Raw genomic sequence first — 18,874 nt, 5'->3', positions numbered from 1 at the left:
ATTTTTATAGAATAATGCCAGAAAAGCTCCCCTTTAATACCTCTTTGTTGAGTTGATTTGTGCAGGAAAATGTTGTACTAATCGCCTTGCGATTTTTTTCATCCAGTTCAAATTGTTCAATTATGACATCACACCGAATGGTATCACCACTAAAAACAGGGCGTAAAAATTCGAAATTCATTGTACGGGCTAATACGTTAAAGTCACCACCCACTTTTGTTGGGAGCGTAGCTGTCAAAAGCCCCTGCACAACAAAACGACCTTGTTCATCTGGTGTAATATGATGAACCCCTTCATCTTTGGATACCTTTGTAAATAATTCAACGTCTTCCATTGTAAACGTACGTTCAAATGTAATCTTTTCACCTACTTGTACTGTCATCATTTATCCCCCTTTATATAAATCAAATTGTAGACTGAATGTTGAAATAATTCAATTTTTGAAACTGTTATTTTTAGCGTAACAATTAAGAAAAAATCATAGAATAGTAACATTTTGCAATAAAAGCAGCCACCTAGTGCCATTTGAGAGGTAAACTAGGTGGCTGAATGAAATTTTTTAATACAATTTGAGAGGCAGTCAATTGTTATTCTTGTTTTCTAAAAAAAATGAACTTCTTTCTTTTGTAATCCAATCATTTAAATTATCATCACTTCTTTTTACTAATCGATTTACAAGTACATCATGCCAAATATAATCTTCTAAAAAGTTAATATGAAACGCATCATCAGTAAAAAAAGCTAAATCTTTGCGAAAAGGTGATGGGCCATATATCATTTCGTTTCCATCAACAGCGATAATAAACCAATGGGCAGTTGTTTGTGCTTTAATATAGTTTGTTGTTCGATGTTGGTCTACAGTAGCTATTGGGTTGTCTACGTTTATTGTTATGCCATGAATGGGTACTTTTTTCCCGATTTCCTCTAAGTCCTCGCGTAATATATTATAGACGTCATCCCACATTGAAATGAGTACTTTTTCTTTCGCTCGTTTTAACATCGCAGTACAAAAGCTCAGAATTGTTTCCTTATCTCGAATAATTAATATTTGATTTTCTTCTTCTTTCTTTTTTTGTTCTAAAACTTTTAATTGATCCGTAATGGACGTAAAATTGGATTGCCATTGTTGTTCTGTTTTTTGTATAAAAATAGAAATTGGTATCGCTGAATAAGTTGTTTGATCGGGTGTCTCTTCCTTCATAACTAGTCCTTTTTCAACCAATTGATTGAGCGTATCGTATACACGTGCTCGTGGAACTTTAGAATCTTTACTAACTTGATATGCCGTTACATTATTATTTTGTACAAGCGCTATGTATGCTTTCGCTTCATATTCTGTATATCCTAATTGCTTCAATTGGGAAATTAACTCCATCATCCATTACCTCCATTTGTTTCATTATAGTAAATCTATTCATCTAATTGCGAATGAAAATAGTCTTTACTTATAAAATTATTTTAGTTACTATTACAGTAGTAACTAAAATGAAAAGAGTGACATTATGATATTTGATTTAGATCCACAAGTTTTAACTATCCTTATATTACTTGGCTTCCTAGCCGCTTTTATTGATTCTGTTGTTGGAGGTGGGGGTTTAATAGCACTACCAGCTCTTTTATTTGTAGGTTTAAATCCAACAACTGCTGTTGCCACTAACAAACTTGCAGGAACGATGGGGTCATTAACTTCTGTTATTTCTTTTTATCGTTCTGGAAAACTCGATTTCCGATCTGTTATAAAGTATTTCCCACTAGCATTTATTGGGTCACTTATCGGAGCTTGGTCCGTTACATTAATTAGTCCAGATATATTAAAACCTTTAATGCTCATAATGCTTGCTGCAGTGGGTGTTTACACGATTTTTAAAAAGGATTGGGGAGGCAGCACTACAATAAAAAAACTGTCACCCATTCGGATTTTCGGATTAATCCTTTTACTATTAGCGATTGGCTTTTATGATGGTTTTTTAGGCCCGGGTACAGGTTCCTTTTTTATTTTTACTTTTTTAATGCTTGGCTTAGATTTCATAAAGGCAGCTGGAAATGCAAAGTTTTTAAATTTGGGAAGTAATATGGCGGCACTTCTTATGTTTGTCTATTTAGACGAAGTTCATTATCTATATGGATTTATTATGGGGATTGCTCAAATTTTTGGCGCTATTGTGGGGACACAGTTCGCAATAAAAAAGGGCAGTACCTTTGTGCGGAAATTGTTCATAATTGTCACAATGACGCTTCTTATAAAAAACACATATGACTATTTTTTCAGTTAAAGTGCCAGCCACCCAAACAATTCTGAATTTTCTTATAGTAAAAACCCCCTCCAAAAACCATTGGAGGGGGTTCTGATATGTTATTGCATTAATTCTTCGAAAAATTCAACAGGTACATATGTTTTTGTTGGTTCTAATAAAGCAGGTGCTACCTCAAAGTGACGAAGAGCTTTATTGTAGCCATATGCTTTTTCACCACGTGTAATTGTATAAGATAATGCGCCTTTTGAAATAATTGCGCCAGTTCCTGTTGATTCTACTTTAAAGCCAAGTTCTTCAGCAATTAATCGTAAAGGCACCATAGTTGTACCATTGATATCATAGAAATCATTTTTAATAATTTCTTGAACTGCTGAATTAGAAGAAGTTTCCTCTCCTACTTCACCTTGTTCTTCAGTTGTAGCGTCTAACACGATTACTTTTGTTGGCGGTGTTTGTGCTGGGATACTTCTTGTTGTAATTGTATAGAACACAAGTAAATGTTGCTCTGCTAAATCTTTAGCTGATACTTCTTTACCTGATTGGCTTTGGACTACTGTTTCTTCCCCAACGTTTAATTTTAGACTGTTATCCGTATTTATTAAATCTTTATTGAAAAAGTCAACAGTCACACTGCCCATTTCTTTCGATTCTACAATGATAACTTCAGGGTTATATTGTGGTGGATAGATCATCAGCATTGGCTTATTTGCATACGTATAAGCCGTTACTTTATCTCCTTTTTGAAGCTTTACTTCTTTCCCCGTATTATCAAAAATAAGTGTGTCCTTATTTACAACAAATACGTTCGTATTTTCTCCATCTTTCGTTGTATAATAAGTCGCATCGTTACGTTCTTCTACATTTTCAATAGTACCAGCTACTTTTATAAAAATCGGCTGCACTTGTGGGCTTTGTTCATCTTGTTGTGTAGCATTTGTCACAACTGCTTCTCCTCCGTTTGCTGATGCTGATGGAGCGATTGCCACACTCCCTAGTAATAATGCTGTCATTGCAAATGGTACGACCTTAGTCATTTTCATAAAAAATACATCTCCTTCATTTCAAGAATTCAATGAAGTAGTCGATTTCAAAAGAAAAAGGTTACATTATTGCCAAATTATTTTTATATTCGTCTAAATATAGGAAATTAATGATTTAACGAGCTAGAAAACAAAGGACAATCTATTCAATATCCTTTGTAAAAAATATTGTTGCTCATTTTGCTTTGATCTTATTTCTAATGCTACATCTGGATGATCCGTAATCACACCCGAGACATTTTTCTCAATAAACTCTTGTAATGAACGATCTTTGTTTAATGTCCAAACAAATAGATCCATATGCTGTGCCTTTAATACTGTAATTAAGTCCTCATTTACCCACGATTCTTCTAATGCAATAAAATCCACATTTAAATCATCTATCGGTCCAATATTAAGCGCATAAACTATTCCTACCCGCAAATTAGGTGTTAAATTTTTCAACTGTGTCATCAATTGTGAATCTGAGGACTGTACATAGTACGAATCAAGCACTTTATAGGCTCGTAACTTTTCTACTAACCGAGGCAATAGGTCTTCCCTTTCTTTACCGTGTACTTTTAGTTCAATAAGCAATGTTACATCAAGGGCTTTTGCGATTTCTATAAAATCATCTAAAGATGAAATTTTATCGGTTAAACCATTTTCATAAATAGTGATTGTTTTTAGATCACTTAATGTCATATTTGCGATAACTCCATTTTTACCAGCTAAGCGCCTTAATGTACGATCATGAAAAACGACAAATTCCCCATCTACCGTTTGCTGAATATCTAGTTCAATTATATCTGCACCTGCATTGGCCGCACTAACAAGTCCGCTAATGGTGTTTTCTACGTTTCCTGCTGTGTATCCTCGATGTGCAATAATTTTTGTATCTGGTGCGTAAACACTTTTTTCTAACGAATAAATATTCATGATGCTTAATATTGAAAAAATAACACAAAGCAGTAGTGGCAAAGCGTTATTGCGTTTACCTTTATAAGAATATCTTGGCATTGCCACATTACGGGTATTATAAGTAATGGCAACCATTACTTGTGAAAACATTGCTTGCAACAAACTAAATAACACAACAAAGACCATTTCTAAAAACGCTAGTGTTAGCCCTGCCGTTACAAGCGCTGTACTCGGCATATTTCGCTCCAAGAAATATAGAGGTAATGTACTGACAACTGTAATAGCTAATAAAAGAAATAGATGAACTGTTAAAATCATTGCCAGTAAGACGAGTAACTCAACCAAACCTCGTCTTGAAAAACGCCAGCTTTGTAGAAATGACTGACGAATAGATATTTTCGGCTGTATTGTAAAAATTGGTAATGTCAAAATACTTCGTATACCTACTATAACTAAAATACTGGCTACCACTGCATAAAGTACCCTTCCAATACGTGTACTCATTATTTCATTTGTAATAAAGTGAGGTAATGTAATCCCTTGCGTTAATGTAAGAGGGAGCATAAATGAAGCTAAAGGCAACAATAGGGTAATATAAATGATTAAATAAATAACTTGCAGGCTAAAAAAGTAGACAAGCTTACGATTTAATTGCTGCCACATTGTAAGAAAACGATAATGGATGCCCCTTTGCTGATTAAAAGCCATGATAAATAAAAAACCCATCTCATAATAAATAAAAAGCAAGACAACTAGTACTAAAAGAAGCATCATAGCTAGGACAAAGGGGTGCATAACAAAGCTTTGTATATTTTGTTCAGTAATGTGGGTGTAGCCCGTTACATTTAGCATTAGCTTCAAAACGACTGTAGACACCGGTATTACTAATAAAAACTGAAATACACGAATCATAATGAAAACTCGGATATAGTCGATACGATACGTATAAATATTATAGATGGCTTGTCGCATAATTTGACGTGCTTTTTGCATTACCTCACCCCTGTCGCGTACTAACCGTTACTAGCCGTTTCACGCTATTTCTTCTTATAACGTATGATAATTTTTGCATTTCAAGTTATCTTTCAAATAGAAAATGTTATAAATTGCGCCTCGATATTGTAGCGTCCAGATTTTTTGAGCTGCTCGAAACGCTCATGTAAGTATTCATCCCAACTTATAGAAGTTGCGGAATTCCGTTCAGACAAGTTAAACGCAAGAAATTGTCACGAATGATGAGATAAATGTTTGAGGGGTACAGCTATATTTTTTTGAAACCTTTTGTTAGCCGATTCAGTAAATAAAGAATCACAACTAATTAGGAGGAGGAATTCAGATGCAATTCTACATTGGTGATATTATTAGTACGATTTTTATTCTTGTCGTTTTAGGCGCTATGTTTTTCTTTCTAATAAAGATGATTAAGATTGGAAAGTCTACCCATCTACCACTTCCTCCAGAAACGCTTCAACAACAAATAAATGAACTTAAGACACGCGTTAAACAATTGGAGAGACAAGTGCAGCATCTATCAGAAAGACGATAGATTAATCGCTTTTAGTCATTTGAAACATTTGGTTACTAAAAAAATCGTTGTGAGGCTAAGCCTCACAACGATTTTTTGTATTTTCATATACGATACGACCATCCACAACTGTATAGGCAACATGAATATGTGGAACTTTTTCGATATCTACCTCAAATATATCATCTTCGAATACGGTGAAATCAGCACTATATCCTTCTTTTATCTTGCCTCTCGTATGCTCCTGAGCAATTATTTCAGCAGAGCCTACTGTATAGAGACGCACTGCATCGAAGCGCGAAATTTTCTCCTGAGGACCAAAACCATCGTGGCTTTCACCAAAATTTCGTCTTGTCACTGCAGCATAAATGCCGTATAAAGGATTCGGCACTTCAATTGGCGCGTCACTACCACCTGCTACGATCAGTCCGCGGTCTAGAAGTGATTTTAAAGGATGTAGACCTTGTGCGCGTTTCTCGCCTAACTTTACAAGCTCTGCTAAATACTCTCCTTGCACAAACTGTGGTTGCATATCTACAGCTATCGGTAAAGCTGCCAACTTTTCTAAAATAACATCATCAACTAAACTGCAATGAATTAATCGGTCTAATTGCCCCTCACGAGGTGGAAATGCTGCGAAAACATCTAAGATTATGTCAATTGCTAAATCCCCGATTGCATGAACAGCAACTGTTTGTCCATAATGACGTGCAAGTTGAACATACTGCTCTAATTGTGAAGTAGAATGAACAAGTATACCATAATTGTTTGGATCGTCACAATATGGTTCCCGTAAAGCTGCGGTACGCCCCCCGAAAGCCCCATCGACAAATATTTTCATTGCACCAAATTGTACATATGGTGTTGATTGCTCGTTTAACATAGCAACTTCCTCAAAAACTGTATGGTGTTGTAATAAATGCACTTTAAATGACTTTTGAGCATCAACTATTTTTCGATAAGCATTTATTGGTTGACTAGGAGGTCCGAAGTAGCTTAAATCTTCCGAATGACCTCCTACTAAGCCGTAAGATTGAAGCGATGCTACGGACTTTTGAAGAGCTTCTTCAATATATTCAGGCGTATAATATGGCATATGGTTAACAATTAAATATAATGCTGTATCTTTTAAAACACCTGTTAATTGACCATTTTTCTTATCAATAATGCCACCTTCTGGTGATGGTGTATCATTTGTAATTCCAGCAAATGCTAGTGCCTTAGAATTAGCCAAAATTAAATGATGGCAACTACGTTTAATAATCAGATGGGCTTCACCAAGCGCATCGAGTTCCGACAGAGTTGGGAAAATTGGCTCTGTATAGCCTGTTTCATTCATGCCAATTGCAACAACCCATTGCTCCGCGGATGTGCCTTGCATACGGTCACGAATAATATGTAACAATTCTTCCTTACTAGTTACGTTCGAAACATCAATATGCATTAATTTTTCGCCATAGCCAATAATATGTAAATGACTATCAACAAATCCTGGGTACATCACATTTCCTTGTAAATCTCGGACCGTTGTAGCTTGTGGCAATAAACTATCAGCGGAGCCAACCGCCACAATTTGTCCATCTTTTTCAAGAACTGCTTCAACAGTTTCGCCCGCTCGTTCCATCGTATAAATTGTTCCACCTGTCCAAAGTGTTGCCATCCATTTACTCCCCCTATGCTACTGCTTCGATTAAATGCGCACTTTCTAAGCGTCGACGTACAACGACACCAAGCCATGCAGCAAGTACTGCTTTTAATACTCCAACAACAATAAATGGAGCAGCTCCCCCCATAAACGCTGAAGTCCATGTTAAATCACCAACAATTTTTAACCAAACTGTACCAAACGCCAATGTCACTACCATACCGATAATGTTAGCGATAATTGCTTGTACAAAGGTAATGCCAAATTTATTTAAGTATAAACCCATTAACACAGCCGCCGCAAGGAAGCCTACAATATATCCCCCTGTTGGTCCTATGACGATACCATATCCTCCTGACATACCACTAAATACTGGAATACCTGCTGTGCCAAGTAAAATATATACAAGTACAGATAATGTACCAAGTCTTGTACCTAAAATTGTGACAACTAAGCCTACTGCTAATGTTTGGCCTGTAATTGGAATAAGTGGTAGCGGAATCGTTACCTGCGCAAGAACTGCAATAATAGCCGCTCCAAACGCCGCTAACACATAATTGTAAGTACTACTTTTCTTCAAACGAAAATCCCCCTTTTGTTAACCTACTTTTAAAATAAGTTAACAAAAAGATAATGCAAATAAAAACAGTTGTCAATCGATTTTGACAAATTACTATAAAAAGAGACTTTTAATTTTACCAGAGGGGCTCATTACTAGGATCTTCCTCTTGTAATTTTACTATATCAGGTAGTAATAAATAATGAAAAATTACGCTACTTGCGATAAAAAATATGAAACCGATCAAGAAATGATCAAATGCTAGGTTTAAAAACACGATAAATGGTATTGGCAGATTAAGTAAGCCGGATAATTGTACCGACTTTTTTGTGCGATATTGCTTTTTACTACAATGTGGACATTCCATTTGCCCATTTTTCCAATACAATTTTCGAACTTGCTTAGCAGACCAAATTTCTCCACATTCAACACATACCGGTAAGCCATATCCTTTTTTATGCAAAATACGTTTAATAATTAATGCTACACTTACAAAAATGCTAATGAGGAGCAACCCCTTTATCCAATCAAGCTCTAATAACGACCAAAGGCTCCATCTCTCTGTTTCTTGCTGTAATGCTGCGCCTTGCGAATGTCTTGCCCGTTGTTCGGTTTTTTGTGACATAAGAACACTAAAGCCAATAGCAAGTAGTGTAAATGTCGCCAGAACGATTCGATACTGTTGTTGGCTACTACTTCTATGTTTACTTTTAGCTCTTGCTTTTTGTGCAATCCGTTTCTTTTTTTCCTCCGCTAGCTTTACATGCTGTAGCTCATGTAACACGGTCTCTTTAAATTGATTCATAGCGTAGCACCTCCCAGTCATAGTCAGCGATTACTGTTGCTAGCTGCTTTCTTGCTCGCTGTAATCTCGTGCGCACAGTTGCCTCAGGACAATTTATAAGCTTGGCAATGTCTACTGTTGTCATTTCCTCAAAATAATAGAGAATCAAAACCTCTCTATATTGTACGGACAAAGTAAATAAAGCTTCTACTAGCTCCTGTTTTGACGATTTAGCGAGAATTTCTTTTTCCGGCGTAACGGTCGTTGAACGTCCTGATATTTTCTCAAACAGTGACAGCCGTTTACTTTTCCAACTACGTAAATAATCGTGACTGCGATTGACCGTCATTTTGACCAAATATGTACGTAATGATGATTCTTGTCGAAACTGCTGCTGCTTTTGATAAAAGGCAATAAACACATCTTGGACAATATCCTCTGCTGTTGCTTCATTCTTTACATATAAGTAGGCAACCTTCAGTAGATAATCCCCGTGCTCTGCAATAATTTCTTCAATTTCCATTGCTGCCTCACCTTCTTTCTAAACTATTGACGTAACCCAATTTATTTCCGATTCATTTTATATGAAATTTTTTCAATAGAGAAAACTTTTTTCAAATAAGCTAGTCCAATAACTACAAAAATCCGCTCCCTTTACACGAACAATGCTATACCTCACGTTTGCATGTGAGGTACAGCATTGTTCAATGTTTTACATAAAAGGTCACGGATACGTACTTAATCATTTAAAGGACATTTAATAAATTACCTTTTTATACTTTATTTACTATTTCCCACATTACTATATTGGTTATAGAGCGTAATTTGGTTACGTCCATTTCGTTTTGATGTATAAAGTGCACTATCAGCATAATGAATTAATTGCTCTACACTTGTAATATGAGCATCCTCATTCGTGCTAGCACCAATACTAAATTCCAATTGGACAATATCATCATTTACTGTCAATACAAGTGAGGTTAATGTTTTGTATAAATTTTGCGCTATTATAGAGATGGATTCTTCCTCTCTTAAATGAATGAGAACAATAAATTCATCACCACCAAAGCGAGCGACAATTGATTTGTACGGCTGAAAAAATTGTTGCAATGTGGTGGCTGTCATTGTTAAAGCATCATCTCCAAATAAATGACCATTTGAATCATTAATCGATTTAAAATGATCTAAATCAATCATGAGTAAAGCTAATTTCTGATCATTTGTTGCACTTTCCACCATTGCTTTTGCATGTTCATCAAAATAGCGACGATTATATATATTTGTAAGTGGGTCGATGTAGGAAGTTCTTTCAAGATGCTTCTTTTGATCGTTATATTCCATTTCGAATAATACTTGCGTATAATTCTCTCTTTGCATCTCTAATAATATATTAATATATTCCTTTTGCACGGCACTTAAAATAATTTTATTCCCCTGTTCTTCAATAAGCTTAACTAATGAATTATAGATGGTCTGTAACAAAGATAAATCATTATTTTGCAATGCATAGTGCTTCGATTTTTGGTACATATCAATCGCTTCGCCGATATATCCTTGTTTTTCAAATAGTAATGCTTGGGCATTGAACACCTCTAATTGCGCCTTATTATAGGGAGGGTCCTTAACCATCATTAGTAACTCCTTTATTAGAACATCAGCTTCATCATATTCCTTCAGCCAAATATGCGCAGTAGCTAAATTTGTCTTAGAGTGTATAATACTTTTATAAGGTTCATCATGTTTCGTTTCAAATTCATTGGCGTAAAATAAACTCTTTAATGCCAGTCTCTTTGCCTTTGCATATTTACCGAGTTCAATTTCTAAACCACTTAAATTATTATAGATCTTCCCCAAGCTTTCTATATGTTGTATACGCTCTGCAATTTCTAGACCTTTCATTAATAGCTCTTCCGCTTTTTTTAAATGCCCGAATGTTCCCCAGTAAATGGAGGCAAGAGAATAATATTGAATGATGTCAATATCATTACCATATAAAAAAGTCAGTTCTCGGTATTTATCTAGTAAATTAATGGATATTTGGAGATCCCCTACTTGAAAATAGCTAATACAGCTGTAACGTAATAAATGCATTGCTTTATCGTACAATGCAAGCGCATTGGCACTTTCAATAGCGGCACTACTTAACTCGATATATTCTAAATAGCGATTCGCACTATATAATTCATCTAGCGTAATCCATAGTTCTTCAAATTCTTGTAAATCCATACCGCACCCTCCCTTTTCAACCCCTACTCCCTTAATACTACATTTGCTTATAAAATATTACAATTCTTTATCCTTATTTATTTTCCAATTAATGAGCAATTTAACCTAAAGCATAGTAATATTTACAGTGAGCGCTATAACTTGATGCTAAAACCATCATCCGATGTAGCTTTAAAGCATCACAAAGGCATGGTTTACTCTTAATGTGAAATAGGGGGCAGCAACTAGGTGTCAGGCACTCAAACAATTTTGAATTTTTATCGTACTGCAAGTAGGGTTATCCAAAAAATTAATGTAAGCCGCAACCATACGCGCATGGCGATGGTTGCGGCTTACGGTTTACTGAGCGGAAAGCGTAGAGGATTTTTACAATTTACATACCGTTTGCTAGTGCCAGGCACTCAAACAATAGACTGAAGGCGCATTAAAAGAGAAATACCCATTATTCTTCAATGTTTAATAACGCTTTTAATTGATCTGCTCTTTCTTGGCTAAGTTGTATTTCACCGTATTCTGGCGCTTGTAGCCAAAGTGAATGGCCATAGCCATCCCAAATGTCCACTCGCACTTCGTCTAAAACAAAAGAATATTTTGGCGGTCTCTCAATGTTTTCTTCTTTTACTCTCCAAGTTATTTGTTGAAGAAATTGTTTAACTTCATCCGTATTTTCAAGGTTAAGTTTTTTTGTAACAGTAGGCTCCATAATTTCTATAGCATCTACTAAGCCATAACGTTTTACTGATCCATCCTCATCAGTCGAGCCTCCGCCTACTGACTGAACACTTACATAATCTCCTTTTTGCAAGGAAATATTACCGATGAGTGGATACCATGTAGCGTTTTGATATTTTATAACAATTTGTTCCTGCGTCAGATTGACAATCTCCTCTGGAACAGCCCCTTCAACAAGTAGAAAGGCATTATCTTGAATTGCAACTACTGTCCCAATATGATGAGTACCTTGACGAATATTTGAATAATGTTTTAACCCTACTTCCTCCTGAAAGGCCTTTGCCTGTTCTGAAAAATGCGCATTAAAGTAGTTAAGCGCCTCTCTCGAAGCTATGTCCTTCACTATAAAACTCGGAAATGTAGGATACTTTTCCATGTAAAATGCTTTTAGCTTTTCCTCTGCTACCATCATTGGTAACATCGGCTCAATATATTTTGTAAAGTAACCTTTTAATCCTTGTTTTTCAAAAAGCTTGGCATATTCAGGTGATTCCTGAAGCATTTGCAACTCATCGAAGCGCTTTTTTGCTTCTGCCTGGCGCTCCTCTTTTGTACTTTCGATACCGAGAGACTGCGCAAAATAATAGGAGGCAACACGTTTTTCATAGCGCTCATACGCCTCTTCTATATTAGATTCTCTATCTGGATTAAACGAAATAATTTTTAAAATATCTTCATAATAGGCGAACTGGGTCTGATTAAATAATGGTGCAGACTGCTTTTTATCACTATCTAAAAGCTGTATGACGAATGCTACTAAACATAGCGTAACAATGGTAGCTATTGCTCTAAAGCGAATGGATTTTTTAGGTTTGACTTCATGGTGCTGTAAAACACGTTGTTTGACACGTTCTTTACTCGGTAACATATCCCCTGCCATTTTTATTAGCTCTTTTTTAACGTCATTCATGTAGTAACACCTCCCATTCCTCCCCTAAATGTGGTTTTAATGCTTCACGTGCTCTTTTTAGTCTTGTTTTGACGGTATTTTCAGGTATTGCAAGCAATTGTGCAATTTCTGCAATCTTCATTTCTTCAAAATAATAAAGTAGAATCGGTTCTCTATATGATAGCGGAAGGTTTAGAATTGCCGCTCCAATTTGTGACCTTTCCTCCGCTTCAATTAGCGCATCTCGCTGTCTTTTTGCTTGTGTTAGAAATAGTTTATCTTGTAAAATACATTTTTTATAATGCCAGCTTTTTAAATAATCTTTACTTTTATTAATCGTCAGCTTCGATAAATACGCACGTAGCTGTCCACGTTCCTCATATACATTCTCCGAAAATTTGATAAACACTTCTTGCACAATATCTTCTGCTACATGCTGATTTTTAACATAAAAATAAGCGAGGCGAAGCAAATGCTCTGCATGATCATCGATAATTTTTTCAAGAATGCCGTCCACCTCCTCCTCTTACACTATAAACGATTACCAATAGACGACCGTTTCACTGTATGTACATTTTTTATATAAATATACAAAAAAGAGAAAATCCACTTTATTTCAAATAGTGGATTTTCTAATATTTAAATAAATCGTTTAACGAGCGTTTCGTATATCCCAACAATGAGCAAGCCGCCAAAGATAGGAATCAGTGAACTGAAGCTAAAATAAAAGCCTTCAGCATCGTACTGTCCTAAAAATCGGAACGCAAGCCATGGTATGTTATATGTTTCACCGACACCATATAAAAAGCCAGTAGTAAATAAAAACAGGGCGAAGCATTTAATAAATTTTTCCTTATGCATACCGTTCACCTCACTGAACAATAGTCATTTCCTCCGCATATGCTAGTATTTCTTCCTTTGTTAATTCGGGATTTTCTGTAATGATGCTGTATTCGTAGCCATTCTCAGACCAACTAATAACAAAGAGTTCCCCTAAATCCATATATGTCCCTTTTTCTCCTCGTACTTGTATATCTTCTTCATTCGCCAAATTACTTCCGAATGTAGTAAAATTACTCACTACTTTAAAAACTGAGACTGAAAATGCAGGTTGCTCATCTTTTTCATATTCAAAAGAAAATTCTGGACGTTCTTCTACTTTCATATCTAGTATCGTTGATAGAGTCAACCCATTTTCTTCAGGTAGTATTAAAAAATCACCTAGCTGTTTTTTTACCTCATCTATTGTGGTAGGCGCTGTCTGATCTAACGTATCAATTTGTTCGATTGTTGCACCCTTTGGTATATCAAAGGCAAACAACGCATCATCTATTTTCTTATTAACTTCCAGCTTCGTATATTCTTGTTGCGTCACATTGCCTGCGTTCGTCGTGATTGTTTTTAATGTCAACCACGTTTTTTTATCTATCCACACTTCAATGTCGCCTAGTAACGTATTCTTTTTTTTGGCTTTTGCCGTAATATGATAAGCATCTCTTCCAGCAATTTTTTCTTCACCCGCTATTGAAATATCATGGGAGTCTTTCACAATGTTTAGTAATACTTGGGCACTGTCTTTTGGCGATTTCCCCATTAATTCTTCTAATTCTCCATTTTCAAATGTCATAATCGAAGCCTTATTTTCTTTTTTACTGAAAGTAGTAATCTGCTTACCATCATTGACTGCAATTACATGATCATCATCAACTGACATTTCAATTCGACGCTTACCATCCTTCATCCATTCTTTTACTGTCGCGCCCCCAGTTTCATCTATATCCATAGTATATTCACCATAATAGCTTTCTAGCTCTTTTGTTTCCTGTAATGCTTGATCTATTATCTCTTGTGGCGAATAGGATGCCTCTGAATTGCAGCCAACTAAACTAATGGTCATTAGTGCGACCAATCCTCCTACACGAAATGATTGTTTCCAGTTCATTGTTCATCTGCTCCTTTGTATAGTGGTAGCCAGCAGAGTACTGCTGTACCAACACCTTGTTGTGATACCATATTTACAGTTCCACCGTGTTTTTCAATAATTTGTTTTGCTATGCTAAGACCAAGTCCAGTTCCTCGTTGTCCTGTCTTTGTTCTAGCGTTATCTGATTGATACAGTGGTTCAAATAATTGATTAATTTCTTGTTCACATACGCCAGCCCCACTGTTTTGCACAACTAAATACATTCCCTTCTTTTGGGTAAGCGCTGCATTGACAAAATCAAAGCCCCAGTCGAGTTTACGATTACTGATAGCCGCTAAACCAATAGTAGTGCCCGATGTTCCAAAGTGTGTCGCATTGCTCATTAAGTTATCAATTACCCGTTGCATTTGTGAAGGATGAACAGCATATGCTCCCTCTACTTCACATAATGTACGCAGCGAAAATCCTTTGCTTTGACAAAGTGGTTCATATTCAGAAAGCGCCATATCAAAAAATTCCTGCCCCTCCACTTGAACAAGTGATACATCATAACTTGTAGATTGAAGCAATGTATACATAAGTAAATCTTCTAGCATTTCCTTCATATCCACTGCCTTAGTTAAAATAACAGCACGATATTCCTCCTTCATCTGAGAAGAAAGTAAAGGATTTTGTAAGCTTTCTGCATATGCTTGAATTGATGTTAATGGTGTTTTTAAATCATGTGAGATACTGGCAATCATCAGCTCCTTTTGTTGCTGTTCTTCTTTTAAATGAGCACGAGCTGTTTCAATTTCACTTTGCATACTTAGGAAAGTGTTTGCAAGTTCCCCAATTTCATCTTTTCTTGTTGCAATAGCCGATTCTACATGTTTTCCTTTACCAAAGGCATGCATTTGTTGCATTAACTTTTGTAATGGCCGATTCAATTTACGGTTAAGCAACAGAATCACGGTCATATAAATTGCGAGAAATAGTGTAATGATGCTTGCAATAACAAACCATGAACGATTCTCTACACCTTGAACCCAGTCCTTCCTCACTAATTGGATTTCATAAATTCCAACTAATTCACCTTTTTGATAAATGGGTTCTTTGTATGTAAATGCATTATATTTTTGCTGTAATTCAAATAAGTTTTTCATTATGACTTCTCTTGAAACAAACCCAGAGTTCAAAGGATTAGAAGAATAATAAACAAAACCAGATTTAGCGTACAGCGTAATAGCAAGTTGATCACTCGTCAGTACTTTCACCTGTTGCAAATCAGCATTTTTTGTATATAACGATGGATCGTTAAGAACTGATTTTACACGATTTAGTTCAGTCCATTTTTCCATATACTCTGCAAAGCTTTTATCATGGTAATAGGCATTAATCCACATGTATAAACCATATGCCCCGCCAATCGGTACAATCATGACGATGAAAAACATGATGAGCAGCCAAGATTTAATTTTCATAACGGTTCTCCAATAAAGCGGTAGCCCTTGCCCCAAACTGTTTGAATATAATGTGGGGTTTTAACAGAATCCTGTAGTTTTTCTCGTAGTGCTTTAATATGTACTGTTACTGTATGTGTTTCATCAACGCTTGCTTGCTGCCAAATATGCTGATATAGCTCTTCCTTTGAAAATGTTTGACCATGGTTTTTCGCCAGTAGTTTTAACAGTGCAAACTCCTTTTGTGTTAAGGTTAGTTCTTTATTTTGAAGTGTCGTTATTTCTTTTTGCCAGTCGATTGTTAAACCAAAAGCAAATGTAGCTACATGTTCCGTAATTTCTATTTTCTTATAGCGTTGCCATCGACGTAGATGTGAGGCAACACGCGCCTTTAATTCTGCCAAGCTAAAAGGCTTCGCTAAGTAATCATCAGCACCTTGTAAACCTTCAACCTTATCAGCTTCGTCTTTACGAGCGCTCATCATTAATATTGGTACATCACTTTCCCAACGAATATTTTGGCAAACGGTAAGTCCATCCATTTCAGGTAGCATCCAATCGACTAATACTAAATCAAATGGTTGTGCTTGAAAATCTGCTAGCCCTTCTAACCCTGTTGTAGCCCAAGTGACTACATATCCTTCTTGTACTAGCGTATCTTTGACTATACGTCCTATTGCGGGATCATCCTCAATTAGTAATAGCTTTTCACTCATCTGTTTTCCTCCTGTACTTACCTTACTATGGATTCTTGCATTTACTCTGAACTTTATACTTTCTTTATAATTACGATAGATGGACTTTCTTGTATTCACAAGGACAAATCAAAAAGAAAACAAAAAAAGAATGCACATAAGTTGTGCATTCCTGAGTAGACAAACTCAAAAAATTAAACTACTGCCGTTGATTTCCGCTACGGGAAGAACTTTCCGTGGGTGCACACATAAGCCGTAACCCTCGTTAACCCGTAGTTTGTTGCGTTTTACAATTTGTGCTGTTCTAAGCAGGATTCGCCGCTCTCTGCTCCAATCCGAACAAGTAGTAGAGTAGCTCCATTATAATTCAAAAAAAATGACAAAAGGCATCGAGTTCAACTTCTTGAGCCTTTTGTCAACAATGTGGAAGGCACGTAAATCGTGCATTCCTTCAATCTATTTTAAAAAAATAAGCTTAAGATAAAGTAAATTGTAGCAGCCATAACTGCTGAGATAGGCATTGTGATGACCCAAGTCGTCACAATTTTACGTGCCATACCCCATTTAACCCCTTTCACACGATGTGCAGTACCTACACCCATAATGGAAGATGAAATAACGTGCGTTGTCGATACAGGTAAATGGATTAACGTCGCACCGAAAATAATCGAAGCAGATGCTAAGTCCGCTGCTACACCATTCACTGGGCGGATTTTCATAATCTTACCACCCACCGTTTTAATAATTTTGTAACCACCTACCGATGTCCCAAGACCCATCGCACACGCAGCTGCAAAACGTACCCAGAACGGAATATCATCCCCTTGGTGCAAACCACCTGCGATTAACGCAAGTGTAATGATCCCCATCGCCTTTTGCGCGTCGTTCGTACCATGCGTAAATGACTGTAATGCCGCTGTACCGATTTGAACTGTACGAAATCCTTTATTCGTACGATATAAATTCATATCTTTAAAGATTACTTTAAATAGTGACATCATTAAAAAACCAGCAGCAAACGCAAGTAATGGTGAGAAAATAAGCGCTTGAAGGATTTTAATGAAACCCTCGTAATTTAGGATATCAAAGCCTGCTGCTGCAATTGCTGCTCCGGCTACCGAACCTATTAATGTATGAGAGGAACTAGATGGTATTCCGAAATACCAAGTTAATAAATTCCATGTAATCGCTGAAAGTAATGCCGCTAAAATAACAACTGAGCCTGTAATATCACCGTCATAAGTATTTAAGGTGAAAGGGTCAACAATATCTTTCGTTAGCGCCTTCGCAACGCCAACGAATGTAATTGCTCCGACAAAGTTCATTACCGCAGCCATGTAAACGGCCGTGCGAGGCTTTAATGCACGTGTTGATACAGATGTTGCAATCGCATTGGCTGTATCATGGAAGCCGTTAATAAAGTCGAATACAAGTGCGAACATAACGACTAATATTGTTATCAGTAATATTGTATCCATTATTTAGTACACTCCATCTTACGCATTTCGCATGATTATTGTTTCAATTGTATTAGCTACTGTTTGGCAGCAATCTGCAATATCTTCAAATTGTTCATAAATATCTTTGAATACGATGATGCGCATTGGATCTTTTTCTTGAATAAATAATTGCTTCATAGAAGAACGGAAAATTTCATCACATTCACGCTCATAATCTTTAATTTGAATTGCATGTTTACGCATTTCAACAAGCTTTTTACTATTTAACAGTTCCATTGCTTGTACCATTTCATCTGTACTTTTTGCAATGTAAGTAAGGAATTGGCGCATCGGCTCTGTCACTTCTGTTAAGTTATACATATTAAAATGAGCAATACAGCCTTCCATCCCATCAATTACGTCATCTAATTTATTTGCTAGTGCTAAAATATCTTCGCGTTCAATCGGTGTCATAAATGATTTATTAAGCATTACAATTAGCTCGTGAATTAATTTGTCACCGCTTGTTTCATATTGTTTCATTGTATCGGCAATTTCTTTCAATGCATCAATATTATCTTGAATACGCGCATTATGTGCGTAGTAAATGCCTTCTTTCACATTTTGAGAGATTTTTAATAATGCTTGGAAAAATGGATCTTGCTTGCTTGAGTTGAACATTATGTTCCTCCTGTTGATTAAATATTGTCGATTTCTGCAACTATCATAACAAAACCTTTACATAATTCTACATAACTTTAAAGATAAATAAATTGAATTTACAATAATGTAATATAAAAATCGCCACATTTCATTTTA

The 18,874-nt window shown here is 36.1% G+C and carries 20 protein-coding genes; 3 read left to right on the top strand and 17 right to left on the bottom strand.

The genetic code is table 11. The features are described from left to right. Positions 1-4 precede the first annotated feature (4 nt). Positions 5-382, bottom strand: coding sequence for a hotdog family protein (locus tag ACIQXW_RS05615; RefSeq protein WP_402760350.1), 378 nt, complete (start codon positions 380-382; stop codon positions 5-7). Between the two features lie 198 nt (positions 383-580). Next, entirely contained in the window at positions 581-1,378 is a 798-nt protein-coding gene (locus ACIQXW_RS05610) for a TrmB family transcriptional regulator (protein WP_401018287.1), read from the bottom strand. A 124-nt stretch (positions 1,379-1,502) separates the two neighbouring features. On the opposite strand from ACIQXW_RS05610, the gene ACIQXW_RS05605 reads away from it, so the two are divergent. Next, the gene (locus ACIQXW_RS05605) at positions 1,503-2,273 is read left to right on the top strand and encodes a TSUP family transporter (RefSeq protein ID WP_401018289.1); all 771 of its coding nucleotides are present in this window, start codon (positions 1,503-1,505) and stop codon (positions 2,271-2,273) included. 80 nt (positions 2,274-2,353) lie between these two features. On the opposite strand, the gene ACIQXW_RS05600 is transcribed toward ACIQXW_RS05605, so the two are convergent. Further along, on the bottom strand, positions 2,354-3,295 hold the full coding sequence (locus ACIQXW_RS05600) for a stalk domain-containing protein (protein ID WP_402760348.1): 942 nt from the start codon (positions 3,293-3,295) through the stop codon (positions 2,354-2,356). Positions 3,296-3,418: 123 nt separating this feature from the next. Further along, positions 3,419-5,188 carry a glycerophosphoryl diester phosphodiesterase membrane domain-containing protein gene (locus ACIQXW_RS05595; RefSeq protein WP_402760347.1) on the bottom strand — a complete coding sequence of 590 codons (1,770 nt, stop codon included), beginning with the start codon at positions 5,186-5,188 and terminating at the stop codon, positions 3,419-3,421. Positions 5,189-5,531: 343 nt separating this feature from the next. Here ACIQXW_RS05595 and ACIQXW_RS05590 point away from each other — a divergent pair, with 343 nt between their 5' ends. Further along, the gene (locus ACIQXW_RS05590) at positions 5,532-5,741 is read left to right on the top strand and encodes a restriction endonuclease subunit S domain-containing protein (RefSeq protein ID WP_402760346.1); all 210 of its coding nucleotides are present in this window, start codon (positions 5,532-5,534) and stop codon (positions 5,739-5,741) included. A 55-nt stretch (positions 5,742-5,796) separates the two neighbouring features. Here ACIQXW_RS05590 and ACIQXW_RS05585 read toward each other — a convergent pair whose 3' ends face one another. From ACIQXW_RS05585 to ACIQXW_RS05565, 5 genes are all read right to left on the bottom strand, one after another. Then, the gene (locus ACIQXW_RS05585) at positions 5,797-7,380 is read right to left on the bottom strand and encodes an amidohydrolase (protein ID WP_402760344.1); all 1,584 of its coding nucleotides are present in this window, start codon (positions 7,378-7,380) and stop codon (positions 5,797-5,799) included. Positions 7,381-7,393: 13 nt separating this feature from the next. Beyond that, positions 7,394-7,945, bottom strand: coding sequence for a biotin transporter BioY (locus ACIQXW_RS05580; protein ID WP_401018295.1), 552 nt, complete (start codon positions 7,943-7,945; stop codon positions 7,394-7,396). Positions 7,946-8,060: 115 nt separating this feature from the next. Further along, positions 8,061-8,729 (bottom strand): TIGR04104 family putative zinc finger protein, encoded by a 669-nt coding sequence (locus tag ACIQXW_RS05575; RefSeq protein WP_402760343.1) that lies wholly within the window; start codon positions 8,727-8,729, stop codon positions 8,061-8,063. Further along, positions 8,716-9,231 (bottom strand): sigma-70 family RNA polymerase sigma factor, encoded by a 516-nt coding sequence (locus ACIQXW_RS05570; RefSeq protein WP_401018298.1) that lies wholly within the window; start codon positions 9,229-9,231, stop codon positions 8,716-8,718. The genes ACIQXW_RS05575 and ACIQXW_RS05570 overlap by 14 nt, the downstream gene beginning before the upstream one ends. Before the next feature lie 257 nt (positions 9,232-9,488). Continuing rightward, positions 9,489-10,934, bottom strand: coding sequence for a tetratricopeptide repeat-containing diguanylate cyclase (locus ACIQXW_RS05565; protein WP_402760341.1), 1,446 nt, complete (start codon positions 10,932-10,934; stop codon positions 9,489-9,491). 228 nt (positions 10,935-11,162) lie between these two features. On the opposite strand from ACIQXW_RS05565, the gene ACIQXW_RS05560 reads away from it, so the two are divergent. Further along, positions 11,163-11,351, top strand: a complete 189-nt coding sequence (locus ACIQXW_RS05560) for a hypothetical protein (RefSeq protein WP_402760339.1) — start codon at positions 11,163-11,165, stop codon at positions 11,349-11,351. 25 nt (positions 11,352-11,376) lie between these two features. On the opposite strand, the gene ACIQXW_RS05555 is transcribed toward ACIQXW_RS05560, so the two are convergent. The 8 genes from ACIQXW_RS05555 to ACIQXW_RS05520 all read right to left on the bottom strand — a co-directional run bounded on the left by ACIQXW_RS05555 (position 11,377) and on the right by ACIQXW_RS05520 (position 18,736). Next, entirely contained in the window at positions 11,377-12,576 is a 1,200-nt protein-coding gene (locus ACIQXW_RS05555) for a hypothetical protein (RefSeq protein WP_402760337.1), read from the bottom strand. Next, the gene (locus ACIQXW_RS05550) at positions 12,569-13,072 is read right to left on the bottom strand and encodes a sigma-70 family RNA polymerase sigma factor (protein ID WP_402760335.1); all 504 of its coding nucleotides are present in this window, start codon (positions 13,070-13,072) and stop codon (positions 12,569-12,571) included. Before ACIQXW_RS05550 ends, ACIQXW_RS05555 begins: the two co-directional genes overlap by 8 nt. Before the next feature lie 122 nt (positions 13,073-13,194). Continuing rightward, complete coding sequence (locus ACIQXW_RS05545) at positions 13,195-13,416, bottom strand: hypothetical protein (protein ID WP_401018303.1); 222 nt, start codon at positions 13,414-13,416, stop codon at positions 13,195-13,197. Positions 13,417-13,426: 10 nt separating this feature from the next. Further along, complete coding sequence (locus ACIQXW_RS05540) at positions 13,427-14,497, bottom strand: LolA family protein (protein WP_402760333.1); 1,071 nt, start codon at positions 14,495-14,497, stop codon at positions 13,427-13,429. Further along, a complete protein-coding gene (locus ACIQXW_RS05535) occupies positions 14,494-15,942 on the bottom strand; it encodes a sensor histidine kinase (RefSeq protein WP_402760331.1) in 1,449 nt (482 codons plus the stop codon). The genes ACIQXW_RS05540 and ACIQXW_RS05535 overlap by 4 nt, the downstream gene beginning before the upstream one ends. Beyond that, on the bottom strand, positions 15,939-16,637 hold the full coding sequence (locus tag ACIQXW_RS05530; RefSeq protein WP_401018307.1) for a response regulator transcription factor: 699 nt from the start codon (positions 16,635-16,637) through the stop codon (positions 15,939-15,941). The genes ACIQXW_RS05535 and ACIQXW_RS05530 overlap by 4 nt, the downstream gene beginning before the upstream one ends. Positions 16,638-17,077: 440 nt before the next feature. Then, positions 17,078-18,094: an inorganic phosphate transporter gene (locus ACIQXW_RS05525; protein WP_401018309.1), complete on the bottom strand. Its 1,017-nt coding sequence runs from the start codon at positions 18,092-18,094 to the stop codon at positions 17,078-17,080. Between the two features lie 18 nt (positions 18,095-18,112). Then, the gene (locus tag ACIQXW_RS05520; RefSeq protein WP_401018311.1) at positions 18,113-18,736 is read right to left on the bottom strand and encodes a DUF47 domain-containing protein; all 624 of its coding nucleotides are present in this window, start codon (positions 18,734-18,736) and stop codon (positions 18,113-18,115) included. Positions 18,737-18,874 lie beyond the last annotated feature (138 nt).

This window comes from Lysinibacillus sp. NPDC097162, assembly GCF_044762185.1.
Classification (GTDB): domain Bacteria; phylum Bacillota; class Bacilli; order Bacillales_A; family Planococcaceae; genus Lysinibacillus.
Note: the sequence above shows the minus strand (reverse complement) of the source record. Positions and strands in the feature narration are given on the sequence as shown.